This is a genomic window from Citrobacter sp. TBCS-14, assembly GCF_005280805.1.
Lineage (GTDB): Bacteria > Pseudomonadota > Gammaproteobacteria > Enterobacterales > Enterobacteriaceae > Citrobacter > Citrobacter gillenii.
Genome location: NZ_SZWM01000476.1, coordinates 195,797 through 218,801, shown reverse-complemented (window position 1 = coordinate 218,801; position 23,005 = coordinate 195,797). Strand labels below are relative to the sequence as shown.

Here is a 23,005-nt window from a genome sequence, read left to right as displayed (position 1 = left end):
TTTTGTGTCGTAGGCCGGATAAGGCGTTAGCCGCCATCCGGCATGTACACTAGTGCTCGTGACGTTTAAACACCAACTCGCCTTTACCGGAAGCTTCTTCATCAAAGAAATAGCCCTCGCTGTTAAAGGCGGTCAGCTGTTCTGGCTGGGTTAAGCGGTTTTCAATGATATAGCGGCTCATCAGACCGCGCGCTTTTTTAGCATAGAAACTGATCACTTTGAATTTGCCATTTTTCTCGTCGAGGAAGACCGGTTTGATCAGCTCCGCGTTCAGTTTTTTCGGTTTCACGGACTTAAAATACTCATCCGAGGCGAGGTTAATCACCACGTTGTCGCCTTGTGCTTCCAGCGCTTCGTTCAGCTTGTCAGTGATGATGTCCCCCCAGAACTGGTAGAGATCTTTGCCTTTGGTGTTGGCAAGGCGAATGCCCATCTCGAGGCGGTAAGGCTGCATCAGATCCAGCGGGCGCAGCACGCCGTACAACCCGGACAACATGCGTAAATGCCGTTGGGCGAAATCAAAATCGGCCTCGCTGAAGGTGTCTGCCTGCAGCCCAGTGTAGACGTCGCCTTTAAACGCCAGGATGGCCTGACGCGCATTATCGGGCGTGAAGTCAGGCTGCCAGTCGTGGAAACGGGTGGCGTTCAGGTCCGCCAGCTTGTCGCTTATCCCCATCAGCTTACCTATTTGCGGTGCAGACAGCTGACGCGCTTCGTGGATAAGCTGCTGGGAATGGTCCAGCAGCTCGGGCAGCGTATGGCGCGTGGTGGCCAGTGGACTTTGGTAGTCGAGCGTTTTTGCAGGTGAAATCAGAATCAGCATATCCAGTCCTTGCGGGAGATTTACTGCGACTGTAGCAAAAAAAACGACAGAATTGATCGATGGTTGCGATTGCCGCGCTAGCTGCGCGGCGGCTCATCCCAGGTATCAGGTGCAAGCTGTTGTCTGATATCAGGATAACGCTGCGGATCAAATTCCGGTCGCACGCCGAGTTTTCGCTGGCGCAGGTAGTCGCTGGCAAGAGTATGAACAACCGGGGAAAGCAGCAAAATCGCCGTCAGATTCGTGATGGCCATGCAGGCCATAATAATGTCGGCGAGCTGCCACACCAGCGGAAAGTGGAGTAGTGTTCCGCCGATCACGGTGCAGACGGTGGTAATACGCAAAATCCAGATGATGCGAATGGTGTCCAGTTTCAGAAAGATCAGATTATTTTCTGCATAAATGTAGTTAGCGACAATAGAGCTGAAGGCGAACAGAACCACAATCAGCGCAACGAATCCGGCACCCCATTCCCCCGTGAGCGTTACCATGGCCTTCTGGACCAGTTGAATACCTTCCATTGGAACGTACGTGGTGCCATTGCCTGCCAGTAGAATAATCATTGCGCTGGCCGTACAGATAACCAACGTATCACCCAGCACGCCAATCATCTGCACGATGCCTTGTGCGGCGGGATGCGGAGGCCATGACGCGGCCGCGGCCGCGGCGTTAGGCGTTGAACCCAGGCCCGCTTCATTAGAAAACATACCGCGTTGAAAGCCGCTGGCAATGGCCTGGCTTAGCGTATACCCGGCGGCGCCGGCGGCGGCTTCCTGCCAGCCAAACGCGCTTTTCACAATAGTGACGATGACCTCAGGGATCTGTCCGATATGCCACAGGCAGATGACGATGCTGCAGCCGACCCACAGCAGGGCCATTAAGGGCACGATCCATTGCATCAGGCGGGCAACGCCTTTAATACCGCCGACGATGACGAGCAAAGACAGCACTGCCAGCGAGATCCCGGATACGAGGGGCGGGATGTCGAAAGCAAACTCCAGCGCACGCGAGACCGAGTTCGCCTGGACGCTGTTAAAAACTAAGCCATAGGCAATGAGTAAAAAGATGGCGAACAGAACACCCATCCAGCGCATGCCCAGCCCGCGCGCCATATACCACGCGGGTCCGCCGCGAAACTGGCCTTTACTGTCGCGTTCTTTATACAGTTGGGCGAGTGAGCATTCGGCAAATGAAGTTGCCATGCCGATCACCGCCGAGACCCACATCCAGAAGACGGCACCCGCCCCCCCAGCCGCGATAGCCAGGGCAACGCCTGCCAGGTTTCCGCTGCCGATACGGGCGGCGAGGCTGGTACACAGAGCCTGAAATGAGGTTAAACCCCCAGGTTGTGGGTTGATGCTATTTTTAAGACTTTTGCCAAACTGGCGAACGTAGCGGAACTGGACGAAACCGGTACGGTAAGTGAACCAAAATCCTGCGCCCAGCAGGAGATAGATCATCACCGAGCCCCACAGTATTTCATTAATAAATGCGAAAAAATCAGGCATTAACATCCCTCTTGTTGATGCCGGCACGCGCTAATATCCTGATGTAAGCGCTACCAATTATCGAACAGTATAAACCTTGTAATGAGATTGATAGCGGGAGTTTACCATAACATCAGGTCGACTCTTTAATTGCGCACTATAGGCTCTGAGATGCGTAATCAGGGCTGAACGGCAGGTGAGGCACTCCCGGCGGTTGCGCTGAGAGTGCGTCGTGCTATCATCAGGAAAGATCGGTTACATCCCCCTAACACGCTGTTTAAAGAGAAACGCTATCATGACGGACAAATTGACCTCCCTTCGTCAGTTCACCACTGTAGTGGCCGACACCGGAGACATCGCGGCAATGAAGCTGTATCAGCCTCAGGATGCCACAACTAACCCTTCTCTCATTCTTAACGCAGCGCAGATCCCGGAATACCGCAAGCTGATTGATGACGCTGTGGCCTGGGCTAAGCAGCAGAGCAACGACCGCGCGCAGCAGGTCGTCGACGCGACGGACAAACTGGCGGTAAACATCGGCCTGGAGATCCTGAAACTGGTCCCGGGTCGTATCTCTACTGAAGTTGACGCGCGCCTGTCCTACGACACCGAAGCGTCTATCGCGAAAGCGAAACGTCTGATCAAAATGTACAACGATGCTGGCATCAGCAACGATCGCATTCTGATCAAACTGGCTTCTACCTGGCAGGGTATCCGTGCCGCGGAGCAGCTGGAAAAAGAAGGCATCAACTGTAACCTGACTCTGCTGTTCTCCTTCGCGCAGGCGCGTGCATGTGCAGAAGCAGGCGTTTACCTGATTTCTCCGTTCGTTGGCCGTATTCTGGACTGGTACAAAGCCAACACCGATAAGAAAGAGTACGCACCGGCAGAAGATCCGGGTGTGGTTTCCGTCACGGAAATCTATGAGTACTACAAACAGCACGGTTACGAAACCGTGGTGATGGGCGCGAGCTTCCGTAACATCGGCGAAATCATTGAGCTGGCGGGCTGCGATCGTCTGACTATTGCCCCGGCACTGCTGAAAGAGCTGGCTGAAAGCGAAGGCGCGCTCGAACGTAAACTGTCCTTCTCTGGCGAAGTGAAAGCGCGTCCTGCACGTATCACTGAAGCTGAGTTCCTGTGGCAGCACAACCAGGACCCGATGGCTGTAGACAAACTGGCGGACGGTATCCGTAAGTTTGCTGTAGACCAGGGCAAACTGGAAAAAATGATCGGCGATCTGCTGTAATCATTTGCGCGTGGCCCTGACGGGGGTCACGCTACCTCTTCTGAAATCTGTCTGTCCTTCCCTTCGCAGTGTATCATTCTGTTTAACGAGACTGTTTAAACGGAATAATCATGAATACTTTACGCATTGGCTTAGTTTCTATTTCTGACCGTGCCTCCAGCGGTGTTTATCAGGATAAGGGTATTCCCGCACTTGAAGAGTGGCTAGCGTCCGCCCTGACAACGCCTTTTGAACTGCAAACCCGGTTGATCCCGGATGAGCAGGCGATCATCGAACAAACATTGTGTGAACTGGTTGATGAGATGGGCTGTCACCTGGTGCTGACCACCGGCGGCACCGGCCCGGCGCGTCGTGATGTAACCCCAGATGCTACGATGGCGGTAGCCGACAGGCAGATGCCCGGCTTTGGTGAACAAATGCGCCAGATTAGCCTGCACTTTGTGCCGACGGCGATCCTCTCCCGTCAGGTTGGGGTTATTCGCAAGCAGGCACTGATCCTCAACCTGCCTGGCCAGCCGAAATCGATCAAAGAAACGCTGGAAGGGGTGAAAGACGCCGACGGTAACGTTATTGTGGCGGGTATTTTTGCAAGTGTACCATATTGTATACAGCTGCTGGATGGGCCGTATGTGGAAACCGCCCCGGAAGTGGTAGCATCTTTTCGGCCTAAAAGCGCGATACGCGATACAAATGCCTGAAAGTAGCCTTTTCGTGACATAAAGCGCAATGCCGGTGGAGTATTGAATTGTTTACGATATAGTAATTTTTGATTTACACGTATCGCTAAACACCTTCAATCACTCCACTGACGCATGGTTTGCTATGTCACAACATTCTCGACCGCTGAATCGCCAGGATTATAAAACCCTTTCGCTCGCTGCTCTCGGTGGGGCGCTCGAGTTTTATGATTTTATTATCTTTGTCTTCTTTGCCGCCGTTGTGGGTGAGCTGTTCTTCCCTGCGGACATTCCCGAATGGCTACGTCAGGTGCAAACCTTCGGTATTTTTGCCGCGGGCTATCTGGCGCGCCCGTTAGGCGGCATCATCATGGCGCATTTTGGCGATCTGGTCGGGCGCAAAAAAATGTTCACTCTGAGCATTTTACTGATGGCGATACCGACGCTGGCGATAGGTCTGCTGCCGACGTATTCCTCGATGGGGATCCTGGCCCCGCTGTTGCTGTTGCTGATGCGTATTCTGCAAGGTGCCGCCATTGGAGGAGAAGTGCCGGGGGCGTGGGTGTTTGTTGCCGAACACGTGCCGGAGCGCCGTATCGGCATTGCCTGTGGAACGCTGACCGCCGGGTTAACGGTGGGGATCCTTCTGGGCTCGGTGGTGGCCACGTTGGTGAATACCAGCCTGACGCAGCAGGCGGTACATGAGTACGGCTGGCGTATACCTTTCTTGCTGGGAGGTGCGTTTGGGCTGGTGGCAATGTATCTGCGCCGCTGGTTGCAGGAGACGCCGATCTTTCTCGAGATGCAGCAGCGCAAAGCGTTGGCGCAGGAACTGCCGGTGAAGTCGGTCGTCAGCAAGCATAAAAAAGCGGTGGTGGTGTCGATGCTACTGACCTGGCTGCTCTCGGCTGGGATTGTGGTGGTGATCCTGATGTCGCCCGTCTGGCTGCAAAAACAGTATGGTTTTGCACCTGCGCTGACGTTACAGGCCAACAGCGTGGCCACCATTATGCTGTGCATCGGGTGCTTGCTGGCGGGATTCGTGGTCGACAGAGTGGGTGCCAGCAAAACTTTTATTGTCGGTAGCCTGCTGCTGGCCTGCTCCAGCTGGTTTTTCTATCACCTGACCGGCAGTCATCCTGAGCATCTGTTCCTGCTGTACGGTCTGGTTGGGCTGTGCGTTGGCGTGGTCGGCGCGGTGCCTTACGTGATGGTACGGGCGTTCCCGGCGGAAGTCCGTTTTACCGGTATTTCTTTTTCCTATAACGTCTCGTATGCCATTTTCGGTGGTTTGACACCAATCGCGGTCACGATGTTGATGAGTGTGTCGCCGATGGCTCCGGCCTGGTATGTGCTGGCGCTTTCGCTGGTGGGTTTAGGGCTGGGGATTTGGCTACGACAGGATATTTATCATCGTGATACGGACGCTGAGGGAGAATTACAGCGTCTGTAAGGATTATCCCCCCTTGCGGGGGGATACAGACAGAATTAGTGCATTTCACCAATTGGCAGGATGGTGCGGCCAAACTGTTCGTTCAGCACTTCACCCATCGCCAGGTAAATGGCGCTTGCGCCACACACTAAGCCAATCCAGCCAGCAACATGAATAATCGCTTCGTTACCTGCAATATTGCCCACAGCCAGCAGGGCGAACAGCACGGTCAGGCTCAGGAAGACAAACTGCAGCGCGCGGTTTGCTTTCAGTGTGCCGAAGAACATGAACAGGGTGAACACGCCCCACAGACCCAAATACACGCCGAGGAACTGCACGTTCGGTGCTTCTGTCAGGCCCATTTTCGGCATTAACAGGATCGCGACCAGCGTCAGCCAGAACGAGCCGTAAGAGGTGAAGGCGGTTAAGCCGAAGGTATTGCCTTTTTTGTACTCCAGCAGACCGGCAAAAATTTGCGCGATACCGCCGTAGAACAGTCCCATCGCCAGGATAATACCGTCAAGGGCGAAGAAACCCGCGTTATGCAGGTTAAGCAAAATGGTGGTCATGCCGAAGCCCATCAGGCCCAGCGGTGCCGGATTAGCCAACTTAGTGTTGCCCATAATTCCTCAAAATCATCATTGATTGAATGGTGAAATAATTTCCCCGAAAAACGATCACGGACTTCGGGGCGCGGCATGATAATCAGGGGAGAGGGGGCTGTCTATGATCTGATGAGGGGAAAACGAATTTTTTTCCCCAGTACTGAATATCATGGCCGAGAAGTCAGGGGGTTAGTCATCACCAATGACTTTTAAGGTCGCCATGTCGGAGGAGTTTACTGACTGGCCAGAGAAGGTGATTTTAGACACACAGCGTTTGTTGTCGTTGTCGCTATTGATGTTAATCCAGTTGGTGGTTTTCCCCTCTTTGATGGAGGAAGGAACATTCAGGCTCTGGCTGGACATGTGCGCGGCTTTAAAATAAACGGAAGCGCCATTTAGTGTGATATCACCACGGTCTGCCGTCAGTTGAATACGCTTCACGACACGACAAACAGGGATTCTTAGCGTGAGATCGTTGGTTGCATTTCTGGGCATGGCAATCATTCCCAGAACTTTATGATCGTTAGCCTGTGCAGTGCTGCTCAGCAGCAGACCTATCAACAGGCTGGCGGGAAGGGTAAACAGGGATTTCATGAAATTTCTCTTTGACGGGTTCAAAAGTGAGTGACGAGTGACCATAATACCGCCGTTGGAAAAACGGTTCATGCAGGTAATCTTTTCTTTTTATTACAATTTTCAAGTGAATGACTGGTATTTTTAATATTGGTTTTATGAATTATTTTGGGGTGGTGACTATTTACTTTCCTGTTTTTCTGCCCGTTATCTCTCATTTTATTGCGATCGGGCTAAAAAAAATTTGCATGCCCCCCTTGATGACGTGGGTTACGACCCCATCTTGTAGACAACCGCAGTGGTGAGTCTGAAAAAAAACGATTCAGGGTAGTTGAAACCGCACGTTTCGCCCTTATTACAGATTCACAACCACCTGATGACAGAATTTTTAGTGGAGACGTTTAGATGGGTAAAATTATTGGTATCGACCTGGGTACTACCAACTCTTGTGTAGCGATTATGGATGGCACTACTGCACGTGTGCTGGAGAACGCCGAGGGCGATCGCACCACGCCTTCTATCATTGCTTATACCCAGGATGGTGAAACTCTGGTTGGTCAGCCGGCTAAACGTCAGGCAGTGACAAACCCGCAAAACACCCTGTTTGCGATTAAACGCCTGATTGGCCGCCGCTTCCAGGACGAAGAAGTACAGCGTGATGAAGCCATCATGCCGTACAAAATCATCGGTGCTGACAACGGTGATGCATGGATTGACGTAAAAGGTCAGAAACTGGCACCGCCGCAGATCTCTGCTGAAGTGCTGAAAAAAATGAAGAAAACGGCTGAAGATTACCTGGGCGAACCGGTAACTGAAGCGGTTATCACCGTACCTGCATACTTCAACGATGCTCAGCGTCAGGCAACGAAAGACGCCGGCCGTATCGCAGGTCTGGAAGTCAAACGTATCATCAACGAACCGACCGCTGCTGCACTGGCTTACGGTCTGGACAAAGAAGTCGGCAACCGTACTATCGCGGTCTACGACCTCGGTGGTGGTACTTTCGATATCTCTATTATCGAAATCGACGAAGTTGACGGTGAAAAAACCTTCGAAGTTCTGGCAACCAACGGTGATACCCACCTCGGTGGTGAAGACTTCGATAGCCGCATGATCAACTATCTCGTTGATGAATTTAAGAAAGATCAGGGCATTGACCTGCGTAACGACCCGCTGGCAATGCAGCGCCTGAAAGAAGCCGCAGAGAAAGCGAAAATTGAGCTGTCTTCTGCGCAGCAGACCGACGTTAACCTGCCGTACATCACTGCAGATGCGTCTGGTCCGAAACACATGAACATCAAAGTGACTCGTGCGAAACTGGAAAGCCTGGTAGAAGACCTGGTTAACCGTTCTATCGAGCCGCTGAAAGTTGCTCTGCAGGATGCTGGTCTGTCTGTTTCTGACGTTCAGGATGTTATCCTGGTCGGTGGTCAGACTCGTATGCCGATGGTACAGAAGAAAGTTGCTGAGTTCTTCGGTAAAGAACCGCGTAAAGACGTTAACCCGGACGAAGCTGTAGCAATCGGTGCTGCTGTTCAGGGTGGTGTATTGACCGGTGATGTTAAAGACGTACTGCTGCTGGACGTTACCCCGCTGTCTCTGGGTATCGAAACCATGGGCGGCGTGATGACTCCGCTGATCGCGAAAAACACCACTATCCCGACCAAGCACAGCCAGGTGTTCTCTACCGCTGAAGACAACCAGTCTGCGGTAACCATCCATGTGCTGCAGGGTGAACGTAAACGTGCTGCTGATAACAAAGATCTGGGTCAGTTTAACCTGGATGGTATCAGCCCGGCACCGCGCGGTATGCCGCAGATCGAAGTGACCTTCGATATCGATGCTGACGGTATCCTGCACGTTTCTGCGAAAGATAAAAACAGCGGTAAAGAGCAGAAGATCACCATCAAGGCGTCTTCTGGTCTGAACGAAGAAGAAATTCAGAAAATGGTTCGCGAAGCAGAAGCGAACGCAGAATCTGACCGTAAGTTTGAAGAGCTGGTCCAGACCCGTAACCAGGGTGACCATCTGCTGCACAGCACTCGCAAGCAGGTTGAAGAAGCAGGCGATAAACTGCCGGCTGACGACAAAACTGCTATCGAGTCCGCTCTGACTGCGCTGGAAACGTCTTTGAAAGGCGAAGACAAAGCAGATATCGAAGCGAAAATGCAGGCGCTGGCACAGGTTTCCCAGAAACTGATGGAAATCGCTCAGCAGCAGCATGCGCAGCAGCAGGCGGGTTCAGCTGATGCTTCCGCGAACAACGCGAAAGATGACGATGTTGTCGACGCTGAGTTTGAAGAAGTGAAAGACAAAAAATAATCGCCCTTTGAACGGGTAAAACACTGGCACGGGCGAAGAGGTTTCCTCTCCGCCCGTGCACGCATGTTAGGGGCAGATAAAAAGAGATGGCTAAGCAAGACTATTACGAGATTTTGGGCGTTTCCAAAACAGCGGAAGAGCGTGAAATCAAAAAGGCCTATAAGCGCCTGGCCATGAAATTTCACCCGGACCGTAACCAGGGTGATAAAGAGGCCGAAGCCAAATTCAAAGAGATCAAAGAAGCCTACGAGATCCTGACCGACGCGCAAAAACGCGCGGCTTACGATCAGTACGGTCATGCTGCGTTTGAGCAAGGCGGTATGGGCGGCGGTGGCGGTTTCGGCGGCGGTGCTGACTTCAGCGATATCTTTGGTGACGTGTTTGGCGATATCTTTGGCGGTGGTCGTGGCCGTCAGCGCGCCTCACGTGGTGCGGATTTACGTTACAACATGGATCTCACTCTGGAAGAAGCCGTGCGTGGCGTCACCAAAGAGATCCGTATTCCTACGCTGGAAGAGTGTGACGTTTGCCACGGCAGCGGCGCGAAATCCGGGACTCAGCCGCAGACCTGTCCGACCTGTCACGGTTCCGGTCAGGTGCAGATGCGTCAGGGTTTCTTTGCCGTACAGCAGACCTGTCCACACTGTCAGGGCCGCGGTACGCTGATTAAAGATCCGTGCAACAAATGTCACGGGCATGGCCGCGTAGAGAAGAGCAAAACACTGTCCGTTAAAATCCCGGCAGGGGTTGATACCGGTGACCGTATTCGTTTATCTGGTGAAGGCGAAGCGGGTGAGCATGGCGCACCGTCAGGCGATTTGTACGTTCAGGTGCAGGTGAAACAGCACCCGATTTTCGAACGTGAAGGAAATAACCTGTACTGTGAAGTGCCGATCAACTTTGCGATGGCTGCGCTGGGCGGCGAGATTGAAGTCCCGACGCTGGATGGCCGGGTGAAGTTAAAAGTCCCTGGCGAAACGCAAACCGGTAAACTTTTCCGTATGCGTGGTAAAGGCGTTAAGTCGGTACGCGGTGGTGCTCAGGGCGATCTGCTGTGTCGCGTGGTGGTTGAAACCCCGGTTGGTTTGAACGACAAGCAGAAACAGTTGCTGAAAGATCTGCAGGACAGTTTTGGTGGCCCGACGGGGGAACAAAACAGCCCGCGTTCTAAAAGCTTCTTCGACGGTGTGAAGAAATTCTTTGACGACCTGACGCGTTAATTTACCGCCATAAATTTGATAAAAAGCCTGGGACTGAAGAGTCTCAGGCTTTTTTATTTTTTCGGATCCGTCCTGAACAGGAACGAAACAATCCCCAGATTGTTAGATCGTAAAAACCGATCTATTTATCATAAATAATCTAATATTAACGATGAGTTATGCGGAGTAAGATAGTAATTACGAAGTATTCACCCAATAGAGAGAATAAAAGTGAAACATCTACATCGTTTTTTTAGTAGCGATGCCTCGGGAGGCATTATTTTGATCATCGCTGCGGTAGTAGCAATGTTGATGGCCAATATCGGCGTAACCAGTGGATGGTACCACGACTTTCTGGAGACCCCGGTTCAACTGCGGGTCGGCGCGCTTGAGATCAATAAAAATATGCTGCTGTGGATCAACGACGCCTTAATGGCGGTGTTTTTCCTGCTGATTGGTCTGGAAGTTAAGCGTGAGCTGATGCAGGGATCGCTGGCCAGTTTACGCCAGGCAGCGTTTCCGGTGATTGCCGCGATTGGCGGGATGATTGTCCCGGCGCTGTTGTATCTGGCATTCAACTATGCCGACCCCATCACACGTGAAGGATGGGCGATCCCGGCGGCAACGGATATCGCTTTTGCGCTCGGCGTACTGGCGCTGCTGGGCAGCCGTGTTCCGCTGGCGCTGAAAATCTTTCTCATGGCGTTGGCGATTATTGACGATCTTGGCGCGATTGTGATCATCGCACTGTTCTATACCAGCGATCTCTCTCTGCTGTCGTTGGGGGTTGCCGCATTAGCGATTCTTATTCTGGCGGCGTTGAACCTGTGTGGTGTCAGACGTACCGGTATTTATATCCTGGTGGGCGTCGTGCTATGGACCGCAGTGCTGAAGTCAGGGGTGCATGCGACGCTGGCGGGTGTGATTGTCGGTTTCTTCATCCCGTTGAAGGAAAAGCATGGCCGTTCTCCGGCGAAACGTCTGGAGCATGTGCTGCATCCGTGGGTGGCCTATCTGATTCTGCCGTTGTTTGCCTTCGCCAATGCGGGGGTTCCACTGCAGGGTGTGACGATGGACGGATTGACCTCCATCCTGCCGCTAGGGATTATCGCCGGCCTGCTTATCGGTAAACCGCTGGGGATTAGCCTGTTCTGCTGGCTGGCATTACGCCTCAAGGTGGCGCAGCTGCCTGAAGGCACGAACTTCCAGCAAATCATGGCGGTGGGTATTCTTTGCGGGATTGGCTTTACGATGTCTATTTTCATCGCCAGCCTGGCGTTTGGTAACGTTGATCCGGAGCTGATTAACTGGGCGAAACTGGGGATCCTGATTGGTTCTCTGCTATCGGCGGTGATCGGTTATAGCTGGCTGCGTACCCGGTTAAACGCGTCAGCCTGAGCCGATAACCCTTTGGTGACAATTTTCAGGGAGAGAGTATGTCTCATATAAATTACAACCACCTGTATTACTTCTGGCATGTGTATAAAGAAGGTTCGGTGGTGGGGGCCGCAGAAGCGCTTTATCTGACACCGCAAACCATTACCGGGCAGATCAAAGCGCTGGAGGAACGCTTACAGGGGAAGTTGTTTAAGCGTAAGGGGCGAGGGCTGGAGCCTAGTGAGCTAGGCGAATTAGTTTTTCGTTATGCGGACAAAATGTTCACTTTAAGCCAGGAGATGCTGGATATCGTGAACTACCGCAAAGAGTCTAACTTGCTGTTCGATGTGGGCGTGGCGGATGCGTTATCTAAACAGCTGGTCAGTAGCGTGCTCGACGCGGCCGTCGTTGACGATGAACAAATCCATCTACGCTGCTTTGAATCCACGCATGAGATGCTGCTGGAGCAGCTCAGCCAGCACAAGCTGGATATGATTATCTCCGACTGCCCAATCGACTCAACGCAGCAGGAAGGGCTGTTCTCGGTAAAAATCGGCGAGTGTTGCGTGAGTTTCTGGTGCACCAATCCGCTGCCGGAGAAGCCGTTTCCAGCCTGCCTTGAGGAGCGTCGCCTGCTGATACCAGGACGTCGCTCAATGCTCGGACGCAAGCTGCTGAACTGGATTAACTCGCAGGGACTGAACGTTGAGATCCTCGGGGAGTTTGACGATGCCGCCTTGATGAAAGCCTTTGGCGCTACGCACAATGCTATTTTCGTCGCCCCTACGCTCTATTCGAACAATTTCTACGCTGATGATTCCATCATTGAGATTGGACGCGTGGAGAATGTGATGGAGGAGTACCATGCCATTTTTGCGGAGAGGATGATCCAGCATCCGGCGGTGCAGCGTATTTGCAATGCTAACTACTCGGCATTGTTTGCGCCGGGGAGTAAGTAAACAGACATAAAAAAACCCGCTTACGCGGGTTTTTTCACAAAGCGACAACAAGCAGGCGATTAAGCCAGTTTGTTGATCTGTGCAGTCAGGTTTGCTTTATGACGTGCAGCTTTGTTTTTGTGGATCAGACCTTTAGCAGCCTGACGATCCACGATTGGTTGCATTTCGTTAAATGCTTTCAGTGCAGTAGCTTTGTCGCCAGCTTCAATAGCTGCGTATACTTTCTTGATGAAAGTACGCATCATAGAGCGACGGCTAGCGTTGTGCTTGCGGGCCTTTTCAGACTGAACGGCACGCTTCTTAGCTGATTTGATATTAGCCAAGGTCCAACTCCCAAATGTGTTCTATATGGACAATTCAAAGGCCGAGGAATATGCCCTTTTAGCCTTCTTTTGTCAATGGATTTGTGCAAATAAGCGCCGTTTAAATTGCAGCACTCGTTGCGTAGTGATGGCGCAGGATTCTACCAGCTTGCGTGCTGTGAATACAGCTTTTCCACGAGAAAAGTTGAATTGATTGGTCAGCGGAGGACCGCATTTTGTTTCATAACAATGAAAACAATCTTCTTTCTGTTTCGCAGAACCAATCGCCGGTTAACCTTGACCGCGGTACAGGGTATACTTTCACGATTTTCACTGTTTTGAGCCAGACATGAAGCTGATACGAGGCATACATAATCTCAGCCAGGCCCCGCATGGGTGTGTGCTGACTATTGGTAATTTCGACGGTGTGCACCGTGGCCACNGTTTTGAGCCAGACATGAAGCTGATACGAGGCATACATAATCTCAGTCAGGCCCCGCATGGGTGTGTGCTGACTATTGGTAATTTCGATGGCGTGCACCGTGGTCATCGCGCGTTGTTGCAGGGCTTACAGGAAGAAGGGCGCAAACGAAATTTACCGGTCATGGTGATGATTTTCGAGCCGCAGCCGCTGGAGCTGTTTGCGACTGAAAAGTCACCTGCGCGACTGACCCGCCTGCGGGAAAAGCTGCGTTATCTGGCGGAATGTGGCGTTGATTACGTGCTGTGCGTGCGTTTTGACCGGCGTTTTGCCGCATTAACGGCGCAGAACTTTATCAGCGACCTGTTGGTGAAGCGCCTTGGCGTACAATTTCTTGCCGTAGGTGATGATTTCCGCTTTGGCGCTAGCCGCGCGGGCGATTTCTTGTTATTACAGGAAGCGGGCGCGGAGTATGGCTTTGATATCACCAGCACCCAGACCTTCTGTGAGGGCGGGGTGCGAATCAGCAGCACTGCTGTGCGCCAGGCGCTAGCAGAAGATAATCTGCTGTTAGCCGAAAGCTTACTGGGCCATCCGTTTACCATTTCAGGACGGGTGGTACACGGCGACGAGTTAGGGCGGACCATCGGGTTCCCCACGGCGAATTTACCGCTTCGTCGCCAGGTTTCTCCAGTTAAAGGGGTGTACGCGGTTGAGGTGATGGGCTTGGGCGAAACGCCTTTACCCGGTGTCGCGAATATCGGAACCCGCCCAACAGTGGCCGGTGTACGCCAGCAGTTAGAAGTGCATCTACTGGACGTTGTAATGGACCTCTACGGTCGCCATATAGATGTCGTGCTGCGTAAAAAAATACGCAACGAGCAGCGATTTGCCTCGCTGGATGAACTAAAAGCGCAGATTGCGCGTGATGAGTTAACTGCCCGCGAATTTTTTGGGCTATCAAAACCGGCTTAACGCCTATACGAGTTTTAAATACGGAACCGAGAATCTGATGAGTGACTTTAAATCAACCCTGAATTTGCCGGAAACAGGGTTCCCGATGCGCGGCGATCTCGCCAAGCGTGAACCGGGAATGCTGGCGCGTTGGACCGATGATGACCTGTACGGCATCATTCGTGCGGCTAAAAAAGGCAAAAAAACCTTTATTCTGCATGATGGCCCTCCTTATGCGAATGGCAGCATTCATATTGGTCACTCCGTTAACAAGATTCTGAAAGACATTATCGTGAAGTCCAAAGGGCTTTCCGGTTACGACTCCCCTTATATCCCTGGCTGGGACTGCCACGGCCTGCCTATCGAACTGAAAGTAGAGCAGGAGTTCGGCAAGCCGGGTGAAAAGTTCACTGCCGCAGAGTTCCGCGCCAAGTGCCGCGAATACGCCGCAACGCAGGTTGACGGTCAGCGTAAAGACTTTATCCGTCTGGGTGTGCTGGGTGACTGGCAGAAGCCGTACCTGACGATGGACTTCAAAACCGAAGCCAACATCATTCGCGCGCTGGGCAAAATCATCGGCAACGGCCACCTGCATAAAGGCGCGAAGCCGGTGCACTGGTGTGTAGACTGCCGTTCCGCGCTGGCGGAAGCGGAAGTTGAGTATTACGACAAAACCTCCCCGTCTATCGACGTTGCGTTCCACGCCGCCGATCAGGATGCGGTGAAAGCGAAATTTGGCGTTTCTGACGTGAATGGCCCGATCTCTCTGGTTATCTGGACCACCACCCCGTGGACCCTGCCGGCTAACCGTGCGATTTCTCTGGCCCCTGATTTTGACTATGCACTGGTGCAGATTGACGGTCAGGCCGTGATTCTGGCAAAAGACCTGGTCGAAAGTGTGATGCAGCGTCTCGGCGCGGCGGATTACACCATTCTGGGCACGGTAAAAGGCGCTGAGCTGGAACTGCTGCGCTTTACCCATCCGTTCATGGGCTTTGATGTTCCGGCGATCCTGGGCGATCACGTGACGCTGGATGCCGGTACCGGTGCGGTACACACCGCGCCAGGCCACGGTCCGGATGACTACGTGATTGGTCAGAAATACGGCCTGGAAGTCGCAAACCCGGTAGGGCCAGATGGTACCTATCTGCCGGGTACGTACCCGACCCTGGATGGGGTTAACGTCTTCAAAGCGAACGATGTTGTCGTGGCGCTGCTGACTGAAAAAGGTGCACTGCTGCACGTTGAGAAGATGCAGCACAGCTATCCGTGCTGCTGGCGTCACAAGTCACCGATCATCTTCCGCGCCACCCCGCAGTGGTTTGTCAGCATGGATCAGAAAGGCCTGCGTGCGCAGTCGCTGAAAGAGATCAAAGGCGTGCAGTGGATCCCCGATTGGGGCCAGGCGCGTATTGAATCGATGGTCGCCAACCGCCCTGACTGGTGTATCTCCCGTCAGCGTACGTGGGGTGTGCCGATGTCTCTGTTTGTCCACAAAGACACTGAAGAGCTGCATCCGCGCGCCATCGAACTGATGGAAGAAGTGGCTAAACGCGTTGAAGTTGACGGTATCCAGGCGTGGTGGGATCTCGATCCCAAAGATATCCTCGGTGATGAAGCCGATCAGTACGTCAAAGTACCGGATACCCTGGACGTATGGTTCGACTCTGGTTCTACCCACTCATCCGTCGTCGACGTGCGTCCTGAGTTTTCGGGGCATGCGGCAGATATGTATCTGGAAGGCTCTGACCAGCATCGTGGCTGGTTCATGTCTTCGCTGATGATCTCCACTGCGATGAAGGGCAAAGCGCCGTACCGTCAGGTACTGACCCACGGTTTTACCGTTGATGGTCAGGGCCGCAAGATGTCCAAGTCCATCGGTAACACCGTTTCTCCGCAGGACGTGATGAACAAGCTGGGTGCGGATATTCTGCGCCTGTGGGTGGCGTCTACCGACTATACCGGTGAAATGGCTGTTTCTGACGAAATCCTGAAACGTGCTGCTGACAGCTATCGCCGTATCCGTAACACCGCGCGCTTCCTGCTGGCAAACCTGAACGGGTTTGATCCGGTGAAAGACATGGTGAAACCGGAAGAGATGGTTGTTCTGGACCGGTGGGCTGTGGGCTGTGCGCAAGCGGCGCAGGACGAGATCCTCAAAGCCTACGAAGCCTATGACTTCCACGAAGTGGTACAGCGCCTGATGCGTTTCTGCTCCGTTGAAATGGGTTCGTTCTACCTCGACATCATCAAAGACCGTCAGTACACCGCGAAAGCGGACAGCGTGGCGCGTCGTAGCTGCCAGACCGCGCTGTTCCATATTGCTGAAGCGCTGGTGCGTTGGATGGCGCCGATCATGTCCTTCACCGCAGATGAAATCTGGGGCTACCTGCCGGGCGATCGTGAAAAATACGTCTTCACCGGTGAGTGGTATCAGGGGCTGTTTGGCCTGGCCGATACCGAAGCGATGAACGATACGTTCTGGGACGAGCTGCTGAAAGTGCGTGGCGAAGTGAACAAGGTCATCGAGCAGGCACGTGCAGACAAGAAAGTGGGCGGTTCTCTGGAAGCGGCAGTGACCCTGTACGCTGAACCTGAACTGGCTGCCAAGCTGACAGCGCTGGGCGAAGAGTTACGCTTTGTTCTGTTGACCTCGGGTGCGACCGTTGCGGACTATGCTGCAGCACCGGCCGATGCTCAGCAGAGCGAACTGCTCAAAGGCTTGAAAATTGCTCTGAGCAAAGCCGAAGGCGAGAAATGCCCACGCTGCTGGCATTACACGACCGACGTGGGTCAGGTGGCGGAACACGCAGAAATCTGCGGACGCTGTGTCAGCAACATCGCCGGTGATGGCGAACAACGTAAGTTTGCCTGATGAGTCAGCCTCTTTGTTCAACAGGACTCCGCTGGCTGTGGCTGGTGGTAGTCGTGCTGATTATTGATTTGGGCAGCAAGTACCTGATCCTCCAGAATTTTGCTCTGGGGGATACGGTGTCGCTGTTCCCGTCACTGAATCTGCACTATGCGCGTAACTATGGCGCGGCGTTTAGCTTCCTGGCTGACAGCGGTGGCTGGCAGCGGTGGTTCTTTGCCGGTATCGCGATCGGTATTTGCGTCATTCTAATGGTGATGATGTATCGCTCGAAGGCGACGCAGAAGCTGAATAACATCGCGTATGCGTTAATCATTGGCGGTGCACTGGGCAACCTGTTTGACCGCCTGTGGCATGGCTTCGTCGTGGATATGATTGACTTTTACGTCGGTGACTGGCATTTCGCCACCTTCAACCTTGCCGATACGGCGATTTGTATCGGTGCGGCGTTGATTGTGCTGGAAGGCTTCTTACCGGCGAAAGAGAAAAAAGCCGCATAAAAATATGCCGGATGGCGCTATGCTTATCCGGCCTACACTCTACTGCGAATCTTGTAGGCCCGGTAAGCGTAGTGCCACCGGGCAAACAGGCGGCAGCACTTTTAAAGAGCAACCTGCATGTCTAAATCAGTACAGAGTAACAGTGCGGTGCTGGTGCACTTCACCTTAAAGCTCGACGATGGCTCCACCGCAGAGTCAACCCGCAGCAACGGCAAGCCTGCGCTGTTTCGCCTGGGCGACGGTTCTCTGTCTGAAGGACTGGAACAACACCTGCTGGGGTTAAAAGAGGGCGATAAAACCACTTTTGCTCTGGAGCCTGATGCTGCTTTTGGCGTATCAAGCCCGGACCTCATTCAGTATTTCTCGCGTCGGGAGTTTATGGACGCGGGTGAGCCAGAAATTGGCGCTATCATGCTCTTTACCGCAATGGACGGCAGTGAGATGCCTGGCGTGATCCGAGAAATCAACGGTGATTCCATCACGGTTGACTTCAACCATCCGCTGGCTGGGCATACCGTTCATTTTGATATTGAAGTGCTGGAAGTCGAACCGGCACTGGAGGCGTAAAATGCAGATCCTGTTGGCTAACCCGCGCGGATTTTGCGCTGGCGTAGACCGCGCTATCAGCATTGTGGAAAACGCGCTGGCTATCTACGGCGCGCCGATTTATGTCCGTCATGAAGTGGTGCATAACCGCTATGTGGTGGATAGCCTGCGCGAGCGCGGCGCTATTTTTATTGAGCAAATCAGTGAAGTACCGGACGGTGCGATCCTGATTTTCTCCGCCCACGGCGTGTCTCAGGCCGTGCGTAACGAAGCCAAAGGCCGCGATCTGACGGTCTTTGATGCCACCTGCCCGCTGGTGACCAAAGTGCATATGGAAGTCGCGCGCGCCAGCCGCCGTGGCGAAGAGTCGATTCTGATTGGTCACGCCGGACACCCGGAGGTTGAGGGTACGATGGGCCAGTACAGCAACCCGCAGGGGGGGATGTACCTGGTGGAATCGCCGGAAGACGTTCTGACGTTGAATGTCAAAAATGAAGGTAAGCTCTCCTTCATGACCCAGACTACGCTCTCGGTTGATGACACCTCTGATGTGATTGATGCCCTGCGTCAACGCTTCCCGAAAATTGTTGGGCCGCGCAAAGACGATATCTGCTATGCCACCACCAACCGTCAGGAAGCGGTTCGTGCGTTGGCGGAGCAAGCGGATGTGGTACTGGTTGTCGGCTCGAAAAACTCGTCGAACTCCAACCGCCTGGCAGAACTGGCCCAGCGTATGGGCAAGACCGCGTATCTGATTGACGATGCGACCGATATCCAGGAAGTCTGGGTGAAAGATGCGGCGTGCGTCGGCGTGACGGCCGGTGCTTCTGCGCCGGATATTTTGGTACAGAACGTGATTGTCCGTCTGCAGGAGCTCGGCGGTGGGGATGCTATCCCACTGGAAGGCCGTGAAGAGAACATCGTTTTCGAAGTGCCGAAAGAGCTGCGTGTGGATGTTCGTGAAGTAGAGTAACTCTTTCGCGTCATGATTATGAGAAGATGCCAGACTTAACGTCTGGCATTTTTTTTGGAGAAACCATGCGCTTACCGATCATTCTTGATACCGATCCCGGCATTGATGATGCGGCGGCGATTGCCGCTGCACTGTTTTCCCCCGAGCTGGATCTGCAACTGATGACGACGGTGGCAGGCAACGTGTCGGTGGAAAAAACGACCCGTAATGCGTTGCAGTTGCTGCACTTTTGGAATGCGGATATTCCGTTGGCGCAGGGGGCAGCTATACCGCTGGTGCGGCCGCTGCGTGATGCGACTTCAGTGCACGGTGAGTCCGGTATGGCAGGGTATGATTTTGTCGAACACAATCGGCAGCCGCTGGCGAAACCCGCCTTCCAGGCAATTCGAGATGCGCTGATGCATGCCCCGCAGCCCGTTACGCTGGTGGCAATTGGCCCGTTGACCAATATTGCTCTGTTGCTTACCCACTATCCTGAATGCGTATTCAATATTCGCCGCCTGGTGATGATGGGCGGTTCAGCCGGGCGCGGTAACTTTACGCCCAATGCGGAGTTTAATATTGCTGTCGATCCCGAAGCGGCGGCAAAGGTCTTTCGCAGTGGGCTGGAGATAGTCATGTGCGGGCTGGATGTCACCAACCAGGCCATGCTGGCACCAGAGTACCTGGCAACATTACCCGCACTTAATCAGACGGGGAAAATGCTGCACGCGCTGTTCAGTCATTATCGTAGCGGCAGCATGAATACCGGTCTGCGTATGCACGATCTCTGCGCCATTGCCTGGCTGGTCCGCCCGGATCTGTTCACGCTCCAGCCCTGCTTTGTGGCGGTGGAAACCCAGGGGGAATACACCTCGGGAACGACGGTAGTGGATATCGAGGGTCGCCTGGGGCAGCCCGCCAACGCGCAGGTCGCGCTGGCGCTGGATGTTGACGGCTTCCGCCAGTGGGTCGCTGAGGTGCTGTCACGCGCGCCATAATCAACGGCCAGACTGAGGCAATTTCTCGCTAAGGTAATCAATCATGGCCCGCATTCTGGCGGGCATATGTTGGTTGCGTGTCCATAAGAGCCACAGGTCGCCGCTGTAATCGCTGATAAACTCCCACTCCGGTAATACCTGGACGATCTCGCCGCTGGCAAGCGTTTCACGGGCGGTAAACAGCGGCAGGCTGCCAATCCCCAGATGATGCTTTACCGCGTCCAGCCGCACGCCGGTATGGTTGGCAGCATAACGCCCATGAGTTTGCAGAGTTTCAATTTTATCCCCACGGCGAAACTTCCAGCGCGAATCAGCGGGCGTTTCGCCAAGGCTAATACAGCTATGATCGCGCAGGGCTTGTGGGGTATCGGGCGTACCGTGCTGGCGCAAATATTCCGGCGTGGCGCAGATAACGTGACTGACCGGCATCAGCGGCTTGCCGTACAAACCCGGCGACGGCGACTGACTGATGCGCAGTGCCAGATCCACGCCATCATCAATCAAGTCCATATAGCGGTCTTCCAGCCTCAGACAGACATCCACGTCCGGGAAGCGGGTGAAAAACTCCGCCATTAAAGGGTGAATAACAAAACGCCCGACCGCCTTTGGCACGCTGACCGTTAGCTTCCCTTGGGCAATAGCCTGGCGGCTGCTGCCGGAGTCTACCGCCATTTGCGCGGCGTTTAGCATCTCTTGCGCGTGTTCATAAACCATCTTCCCGGTCTCGCTTAGCGCCAGCTTACGGGTGGTGCGGTGCAGCAGTTTGCTGCCTAATGCCTGCTCAAGCCGCGAGACGCTGCGGCTGATAGCGGAAGGCGTTGCGCCGGATATTTTGGCGGCGGCGGAGAAACTCCCCTGGTCGACAATCAACACAAAGGTGGCAAGGTCAGGAAGCAGGTTGGGATTCATTTGTGCGTACCGGGCAAAGATGCATTGAATGTTGATGGGATTATCGGTGCTGGTAAAGTGAATATACTCTGCTCATCAAGAGGAGAACAACCATGACTGAACGTCTTTATTACACCAGCGATGACACCCGAGGCCATGCGACGATCACACACTGCACGGCAGAACCCGATGGGCGCTTTGCGATTACGCTCGATAGCACGCTGTTTCATCCACAGGGCGGCGGACAACCCTCGGACAGTGGCGCGATCGGTGGCGTCCCGGTTGAAGGCGTGATGACGCGCGGTGAAGAGGTGGTGCATATTGTGGCGCAACCGCTGCCGCCTGGCGAAACGACGCTGCATATTGATGCTGCTGTCCGCCATCTTCACGCCCGTCTGCACTCAGCCGGGCACATGATTGGTCAGGCCGGTGAAATATTTGGTTGGCGACCGGTTAAAGCGCACCATTGGCCGAATGAAGGGCGCATTACTTTTGCGACAGGCGAGGGCAGCACTTTGCCGGAAGCGACACAACTGATGGCGAAAATTGGCCAATGGCAGACCGACAATCTTGCGCGCCGAATTACCTTTGACGGCGGCTTACGCCAGGTCGGTTTTGGTGACCTACCGGGATATCCTTGTGGCGGTACGCACGTGGCCCGTTTATCCGAGTTGGGTGAGGTGATCATTACACAGGTTAAGCTGAAAAAAGGGCAGATGGTGGTGAGCTATACTCTAGCGGCCTGAAAATGGGCTGGCAGAAACGGTCACGCGAATTGGCTACCTACCGTTGGGTTTTAAAGTGCTTTTCTTATCGTCTGTCGCCATTCTGAGCGAGTTTGACTTCTTTCCCCGACTGCGGCAATGATTCATCCTGCGGGGTGAATCATGTCTTTTACTGATATTCCTCTCTGTTTATCATTAATTTCTAATTATGGACGTTTTCGGCTGGCGACCCTGTCGCGGGCTGGTTACTCTGAAAACGATTTACGCAATTTTAACAAAAGAGAATAGCTATGCATGATGCACAAATCCGCGTCGCCATTGCAGGCGCCGGTGGCCGCATGGGACGGCAGTTAATTCAGGCTGCGATGGCGATGGAAGGAGTACAACTGGGGGCGGCACTAGAGCGTGACGGCTCCTCTTTACTGGGCAGCGATGCTGGTGAGCTGGCGGGCGTTGGAAAATCTGGCGTAACCGTTCAGAGCAGCCTCGAAGCGGTAAAAGACGATTTCGATGTCTTTATCGATTTTACCCGCCCGGAAGGCACGCTGACGCATCTGGCATTTTGTCGGCAGCATGCAAAAGGCATGGTGATTGGCACGACCGGGTTTGATGATGCCGGTAAGCAGACCATTCGCGATGCCTCGCAGGATATTGCCATTGTGTTTGCCGCCAACTTTAGCGTCGGCGTGAACGTGATGCTTAAACTGCTGGAGAAAGCGGCGAAGGTGATGGGCGACTACACCGACATCGAAATTATTGAAGCGCACCACCGTCATAAAGTCGACGCACCGTCAGGGACGGCGCTGGCGATGGGGGAGGCGATTGCCGGGGCGCTGGACAAAGATTTAAAGGACTGTGCCGTCTACTCGCGTGAAGGTTACACCGGTGAACGTGTGCCTGGCACTATCGGTTTCGCCACGGTGCGTGCTGGTGACATCGTCGGGGAACATACGGCGATGTTCGCCGATATTGGCGAACGTATCGAGATTACGCACAAAGCGTCCAGCCGTATGACGTTTGCCAACGGTGCGGTAAGATCGGCGATGTGGTTGAAAGGTAAGTCAAATGGTCTTTTTGATATGAAAGATGTGCTTGATTTAGGCAGTTTATAAGGTTTTATTACCCTTCGTGATGTGGTTAT

At 53.6% G+C, this 23,005-nt stretch carries 22 protein-coding genes; 16 read left to right on the top strand and 6 right to left on the bottom strand.

From position 1 onward, the window contains the following. Positions 1-49: 49 nt before the first annotated feature. Both yaaA and FDX22_RS17980 read right to left on the bottom strand, forming a co-directional pair. The gene (gene yaaA, locus FDX22_RS17985; RefSeq protein WP_115259511.1) at positions 50-823 is read right to left on the bottom strand and encodes a peroxide stress protein YaaA; all 774 of its coding nucleotides are present in this window, start codon (positions 821-823) and stop codon (positions 50-52) included. Positions 824-900: 77 nt separating this feature from the next. Next, on the bottom strand, positions 901-2,331 hold the full coding sequence (locus tag FDX22_RS17980; RefSeq protein WP_115259510.1) for a sodium:alanine symporter family protein: 1,431 nt from the start codon (positions 2,329-2,331) through the stop codon (positions 901-903). 274 nt (positions 2,332-2,605) lie between these two features. On the opposite strand from FDX22_RS17980, the gene tal reads away from it, so the two are divergent. From tal to FDX22_RS17965, 3 genes are all read left to right on the top strand, one after another. Next, complete coding sequence (tal, locus tag FDX22_RS17975; protein ID WP_096758378.1) at positions 2,606-3,559, top strand: transaldolase; 954 nt, start codon at positions 2,606-2,608, stop codon at positions 3,557-3,559. Positions 3,560-3,669: 110 nt separating this feature from the next. After that, positions 3,670-4,257: a molybdopterin adenylyltransferase gene (gene mog / locus FDX22_RS17970; RefSeq protein WP_117342344.1), complete on the top strand. Its 588-nt coding sequence runs from the start codon at positions 3,670-3,672 to the stop codon at positions 4,255-4,257. A 124-nt stretch (positions 4,258-4,381) separates the two neighbouring features. Next, positions 4,382-5,689, top strand: coding sequence for an MFS transporter (locus FDX22_RS17965; RefSeq protein WP_146717567.1), 1,308 nt, complete (start codon positions 4,382-4,384; stop codon positions 5,687-5,689). 35 nt (positions 5,690-5,724) lie between these two features. Here the strand turns inward: FDX22_RS17965 and satP are convergent, their stop codons facing one another. Further along, the gene (gene satP, locus FDX22_RS17960) at positions 5,725-6,291 is read right to left on the bottom strand and encodes an acetate uptake transporter (protein WP_096758375.1); all 567 of its coding nucleotides are present in this window, start codon (positions 6,289-6,291) and stop codon (positions 5,725-5,727) included. Between the two features lie 171 nt (positions 6,292-6,462). Next, positions 6,463-6,867 (bottom strand): DUF2541 family protein, encoded by a 405-nt coding sequence (locus tag FDX22_RS17955; RefSeq protein WP_146717566.1) that lies wholly within the window; start codon positions 6,865-6,867, stop codon positions 6,463-6,465. A 384-nt stretch (positions 6,868-7,251) separates the two neighbouring features. On the opposite strand from FDX22_RS17955, the gene dnaK reads away from it, so the two are divergent. The 4 genes from dnaK to nhaR all read left to right on the top strand — a co-directional run bounded on the left by dnaK (position 7,252) and on the right by nhaR (position 12,703). Beyond that, a complete protein-coding gene (gene dnaK / locus FDX22_RS17950) occupies positions 7,252-9,168 on the top strand; it encodes a molecular chaperone DnaK (protein ID WP_096758373.1) in 1,917 nt (638 codons plus the stop codon). A gap of 86 nt (positions 9,169-9,254) precedes the next feature. Beyond that, positions 9,255-10,388: a molecular chaperone DnaJ gene (gene dnaJ / locus FDX22_RS17945; RefSeq protein ID WP_115259505.1), complete on the top strand. Its 1,134-nt coding sequence runs from the start codon at positions 9,255-9,257 to the stop codon at positions 10,386-10,388. A 210-nt stretch (positions 10,389-10,598) separates the two neighbouring features. Further along, positions 10,599-11,765, top strand: coding sequence for a Na+/H+ antiporter NhaA (nhaA, locus tag FDX22_RS17940; RefSeq protein ID WP_115259504.1), 1,167 nt, complete (start codon positions 10,599-10,601; stop codon positions 11,763-11,765). Positions 11,766-11,803: 38 nt separating this feature from the next. Next, on the top strand, positions 11,804-12,703 hold the full coding sequence (nhaR, locus tag FDX22_RS17935; protein WP_115259503.1) for a transcriptional activator NhaR: 900 nt from the start codon (positions 11,804-11,806) through the stop codon (positions 12,701-12,703). A gap of 59 nt (positions 12,704-12,762) precedes the next feature. Here the strand turns inward: nhaR and rpsT are convergent, their stop codons facing one another. Next, on the bottom strand, positions 12,763-13,026 hold the full coding sequence (rpsT, locus tag FDX22_RS17930) for a 30S ribosomal protein S20 (protein WP_003018940.1): 264 nt from the start codon (positions 13,024-13,026) through the stop codon (positions 12,763-12,765). A 105-nt stretch (positions 13,027-13,131) separates the two neighbouring features. Here rpsT and FDX22_RS31330 point away from each other — a divergent pair, with 105 nt between their 5' ends. The 7 genes from FDX22_RS31330 to rihC all read left to right on the top strand — a co-directional run bounded on the left by FDX22_RS31330 (position 13,132) and on the right by rihC (position 20,251). Continuing rightward, positions 13,132-13,347 carry a DUF2575 family protein gene (locus FDX22_RS31330; RefSeq protein ID WP_096758366.1) on the top strand — a complete coding sequence of 72 codons (216 nt, stop codon included), beginning with the start codon at positions 13,132-13,134 and terminating at the stop codon, positions 13,345-13,347. Positions 13,348-13,354: 7 nt separating this feature from the next. Continuing rightward, a complete protein-coding gene (ribF, locus tag FDX22_RS17920) occupies positions 13,355-14,401 on the top strand; it encodes a bifunctional riboflavin kinase/FAD synthetase (RefSeq protein ID WP_146717565.1) in 1,047 nt (348 codons plus the stop codon). A 37-nt stretch (positions 14,402-14,438) separates the two neighbouring features. After that, positions 14,439-17,255: an isoleucine--tRNA ligase gene (gene ileS / locus FDX22_RS17915; RefSeq protein WP_146717564.1), complete on the top strand. Its 2,817-nt coding sequence runs from the start codon at positions 14,439-14,441 to the stop codon at positions 17,253-17,255. Further along, positions 17,255-17,752 (top strand): signal peptidase II, encoded by a 498-nt coding sequence (gene lspA, locus FDX22_RS17910; RefSeq protein ID WP_096758363.1) that lies wholly within the window; start codon positions 17,255-17,257, stop codon positions 17,750-17,752. The genes ileS and lspA overlap by 1 nt, the downstream gene beginning before the upstream one ends. Positions 17,753-17,869: 117 nt before the next feature. Further along, complete coding sequence (fkpB, locus tag FDX22_RS17905; protein WP_115259500.1) at positions 17,870-18,319, top strand: FKBP-type peptidyl-prolyl cis-trans isomerase; 450 nt, start codon at positions 17,870-17,872, stop codon at positions 18,317-18,319. Between the two features lies 1 nt (position 18,320). Continuing rightward, the gene (gene ispH / locus FDX22_RS17900) at positions 18,321-19,271 is read left to right on the top strand and encodes a 4-hydroxy-3-methylbut-2-enyl diphosphate reductase (RefSeq protein WP_146717563.1); all 951 of its coding nucleotides are present in this window, start codon (positions 18,321-18,323) and stop codon (positions 19,269-19,271) included. A gap of 65 nt (positions 19,272-19,336) precedes the next feature. Next, positions 19,337-20,251, top strand: coding sequence for a ribonucleoside hydrolase RihC (gene rihC, locus FDX22_RS17895; RefSeq protein ID WP_146717562.1), 915 nt, complete (start codon positions 19,337-19,339; stop codon positions 20,249-20,251). On the opposite strand, the gene FDX22_RS17890 is transcribed toward rihC, so the two are convergent. Then, on the bottom strand, positions 20,252-21,160 hold the full coding sequence (locus FDX22_RS17890; protein ID WP_137362031.1) for a LysR family transcriptional regulator: 909 nt from the start codon (positions 21,158-21,160) through the stop codon (positions 20,252-20,254). 92 nt (positions 21,161-21,252) lie between these two features. Between FDX22_RS17890 and FDX22_RS17885 the strand changes: the two genes are divergently transcribed. Both FDX22_RS17885 and dapB read left to right on the top strand, forming a co-directional pair. After that, positions 21,253-21,885, top strand: coding sequence for an alanyl-tRNA editing protein (locus FDX22_RS17885; protein WP_146717561.1), 633 nt, complete (start codon positions 21,253-21,255; stop codon positions 21,883-21,885). A 269-nt stretch (positions 21,886-22,154) separates the two neighbouring features. Then, positions 22,155-22,976, top strand: a complete 822-nt coding sequence (dapB, locus tag FDX22_RS17880; RefSeq protein ID WP_146717560.1) for a 4-hydroxy-tetrahydrodipicolinate reductase — start codon at positions 22,155-22,157, stop codon at positions 22,974-22,976. The last annotated feature ends 29 nt before the right edge of the window (positions 22,977-23,005 follow it).

What these genes read in the sequence shown, in the direction of transcription:
- satP (WP_096758375.1), bottom strand. Translation starts at nt 6,291, where the DNA reads ATGGGCAACACTAAGTTGGCTAATCCGGCACCGCTGGGCCTGATGGGC.
- rihC (WP_146717562.1), top strand. Translation starts at nt 19,337, where the DNA reads ATGCGCTTACCGATCATTCTTGATACCGATCCCGGCATTGATGATGCG.
- FDX22_RS17890 (WP_137362031.1), bottom strand. Translation starts at nt 21,160, where the DNA reads ATGAATCCCAACCTGCTTCCTGACCTTGCCACCTTTGTGTTGATTGTC.
- lspA (WP_096758363.1), top strand. Translation starts at nt 17,255, where the DNA reads ATGAGTCAGCCTCTTTGTTCAACAGGACTCCGCTGGCTGTGGCTGGTG.
- ispH (WP_146717563.1), top strand. Translation starts at nt 18,321, where the DNA reads ATGCAGATCCTGTTGGCTAACCCGCGCGGATTTTGCGCTGGCGTAGAC.
- FDX22_RS17885 (WP_146717561.1), top strand. Translation starts at nt 21,253, where the DNA reads ATGACTGAACGTCTTTATTACACCAGCGATGACACCCGAGGCCATGCG.
- dnaK (WP_096758373.1), top strand. Translation starts at nt 7,252, where the DNA reads ATGGGTAAAATTATTGGTATCGACCTGGGTACTACCAACTCTTGTGTA.
- FDX22_RS17980 (WP_115259510.1), bottom strand. Translation starts at nt 2,331, where the DNA reads ATGCCTGATTTTTTCGCATTTATTAATGAAATACTGTGGGGCTCGGTG.
- nhaR (WP_115259503.1), top strand. Translation starts at nt 11,804, where the DNA reads ATGTCTCATATAAATTACAACCACCTGTATTACTTCTGGCATGTGTAT.
- FDX22_RS17965 (WP_146717567.1), top strand. Translation starts at nt 4,382, where the DNA reads ATGTCACAACATTCTCGACCGCTGAATCGCCAGGATTATAAAACCCTT.
- tal (WP_096758378.1), top strand. Translation starts at nt 2,606, where the DNA reads ATGACGGACAAATTGACCTCCCTTCGTCAGTTCACCACTGTAGTGGCC.
- FDX22_RS17955 (WP_146717566.1), bottom strand. Translation starts at nt 6,867, where the DNA reads ATGAAATCCCTGTTTACCCTTCCCGCCAGCCTGTTGATAGGTCTGCTG.
- ileS (WP_146717564.1), top strand. Translation starts at nt 14,439, where the DNA reads ATGAGTGACTTTAAATCAACCCTGAATTTGCCGGAAACAGGGTTCCCG.
- dapB (WP_146717560.1), top strand. Translation starts at nt 22,155, where the DNA reads ATGCATGATGCACAAATCCGCGTCGCCATTGCAGGCGCCGGTGGCCGC.
- mog (WP_117342344.1), top strand. Translation starts at nt 3,670, where the DNA reads ATGAATACTTTACGCATTGGCTTAGTTTCTATTTCTGACCGTGCCTCC.
- fkpB (WP_115259500.1), top strand. Translation starts at nt 17,870, where the DNA reads ATGTCTAAATCAGTACAGAGTAACAGTGCGGTGCTGGTGCACTTCACC.
- dnaJ (WP_115259505.1), top strand. Translation starts at nt 9,255, where the DNA reads ATGGCTAAGCAAGACTATTACGAGATTTTGGGCGTTTCCAAAACAGCG.
- yaaA (WP_115259511.1), bottom strand. Translation starts at nt 823, where the DNA reads ATGCTGATTCTGATTTCACCTGCAAAAACGCTCGACTACCAAAGTCCA.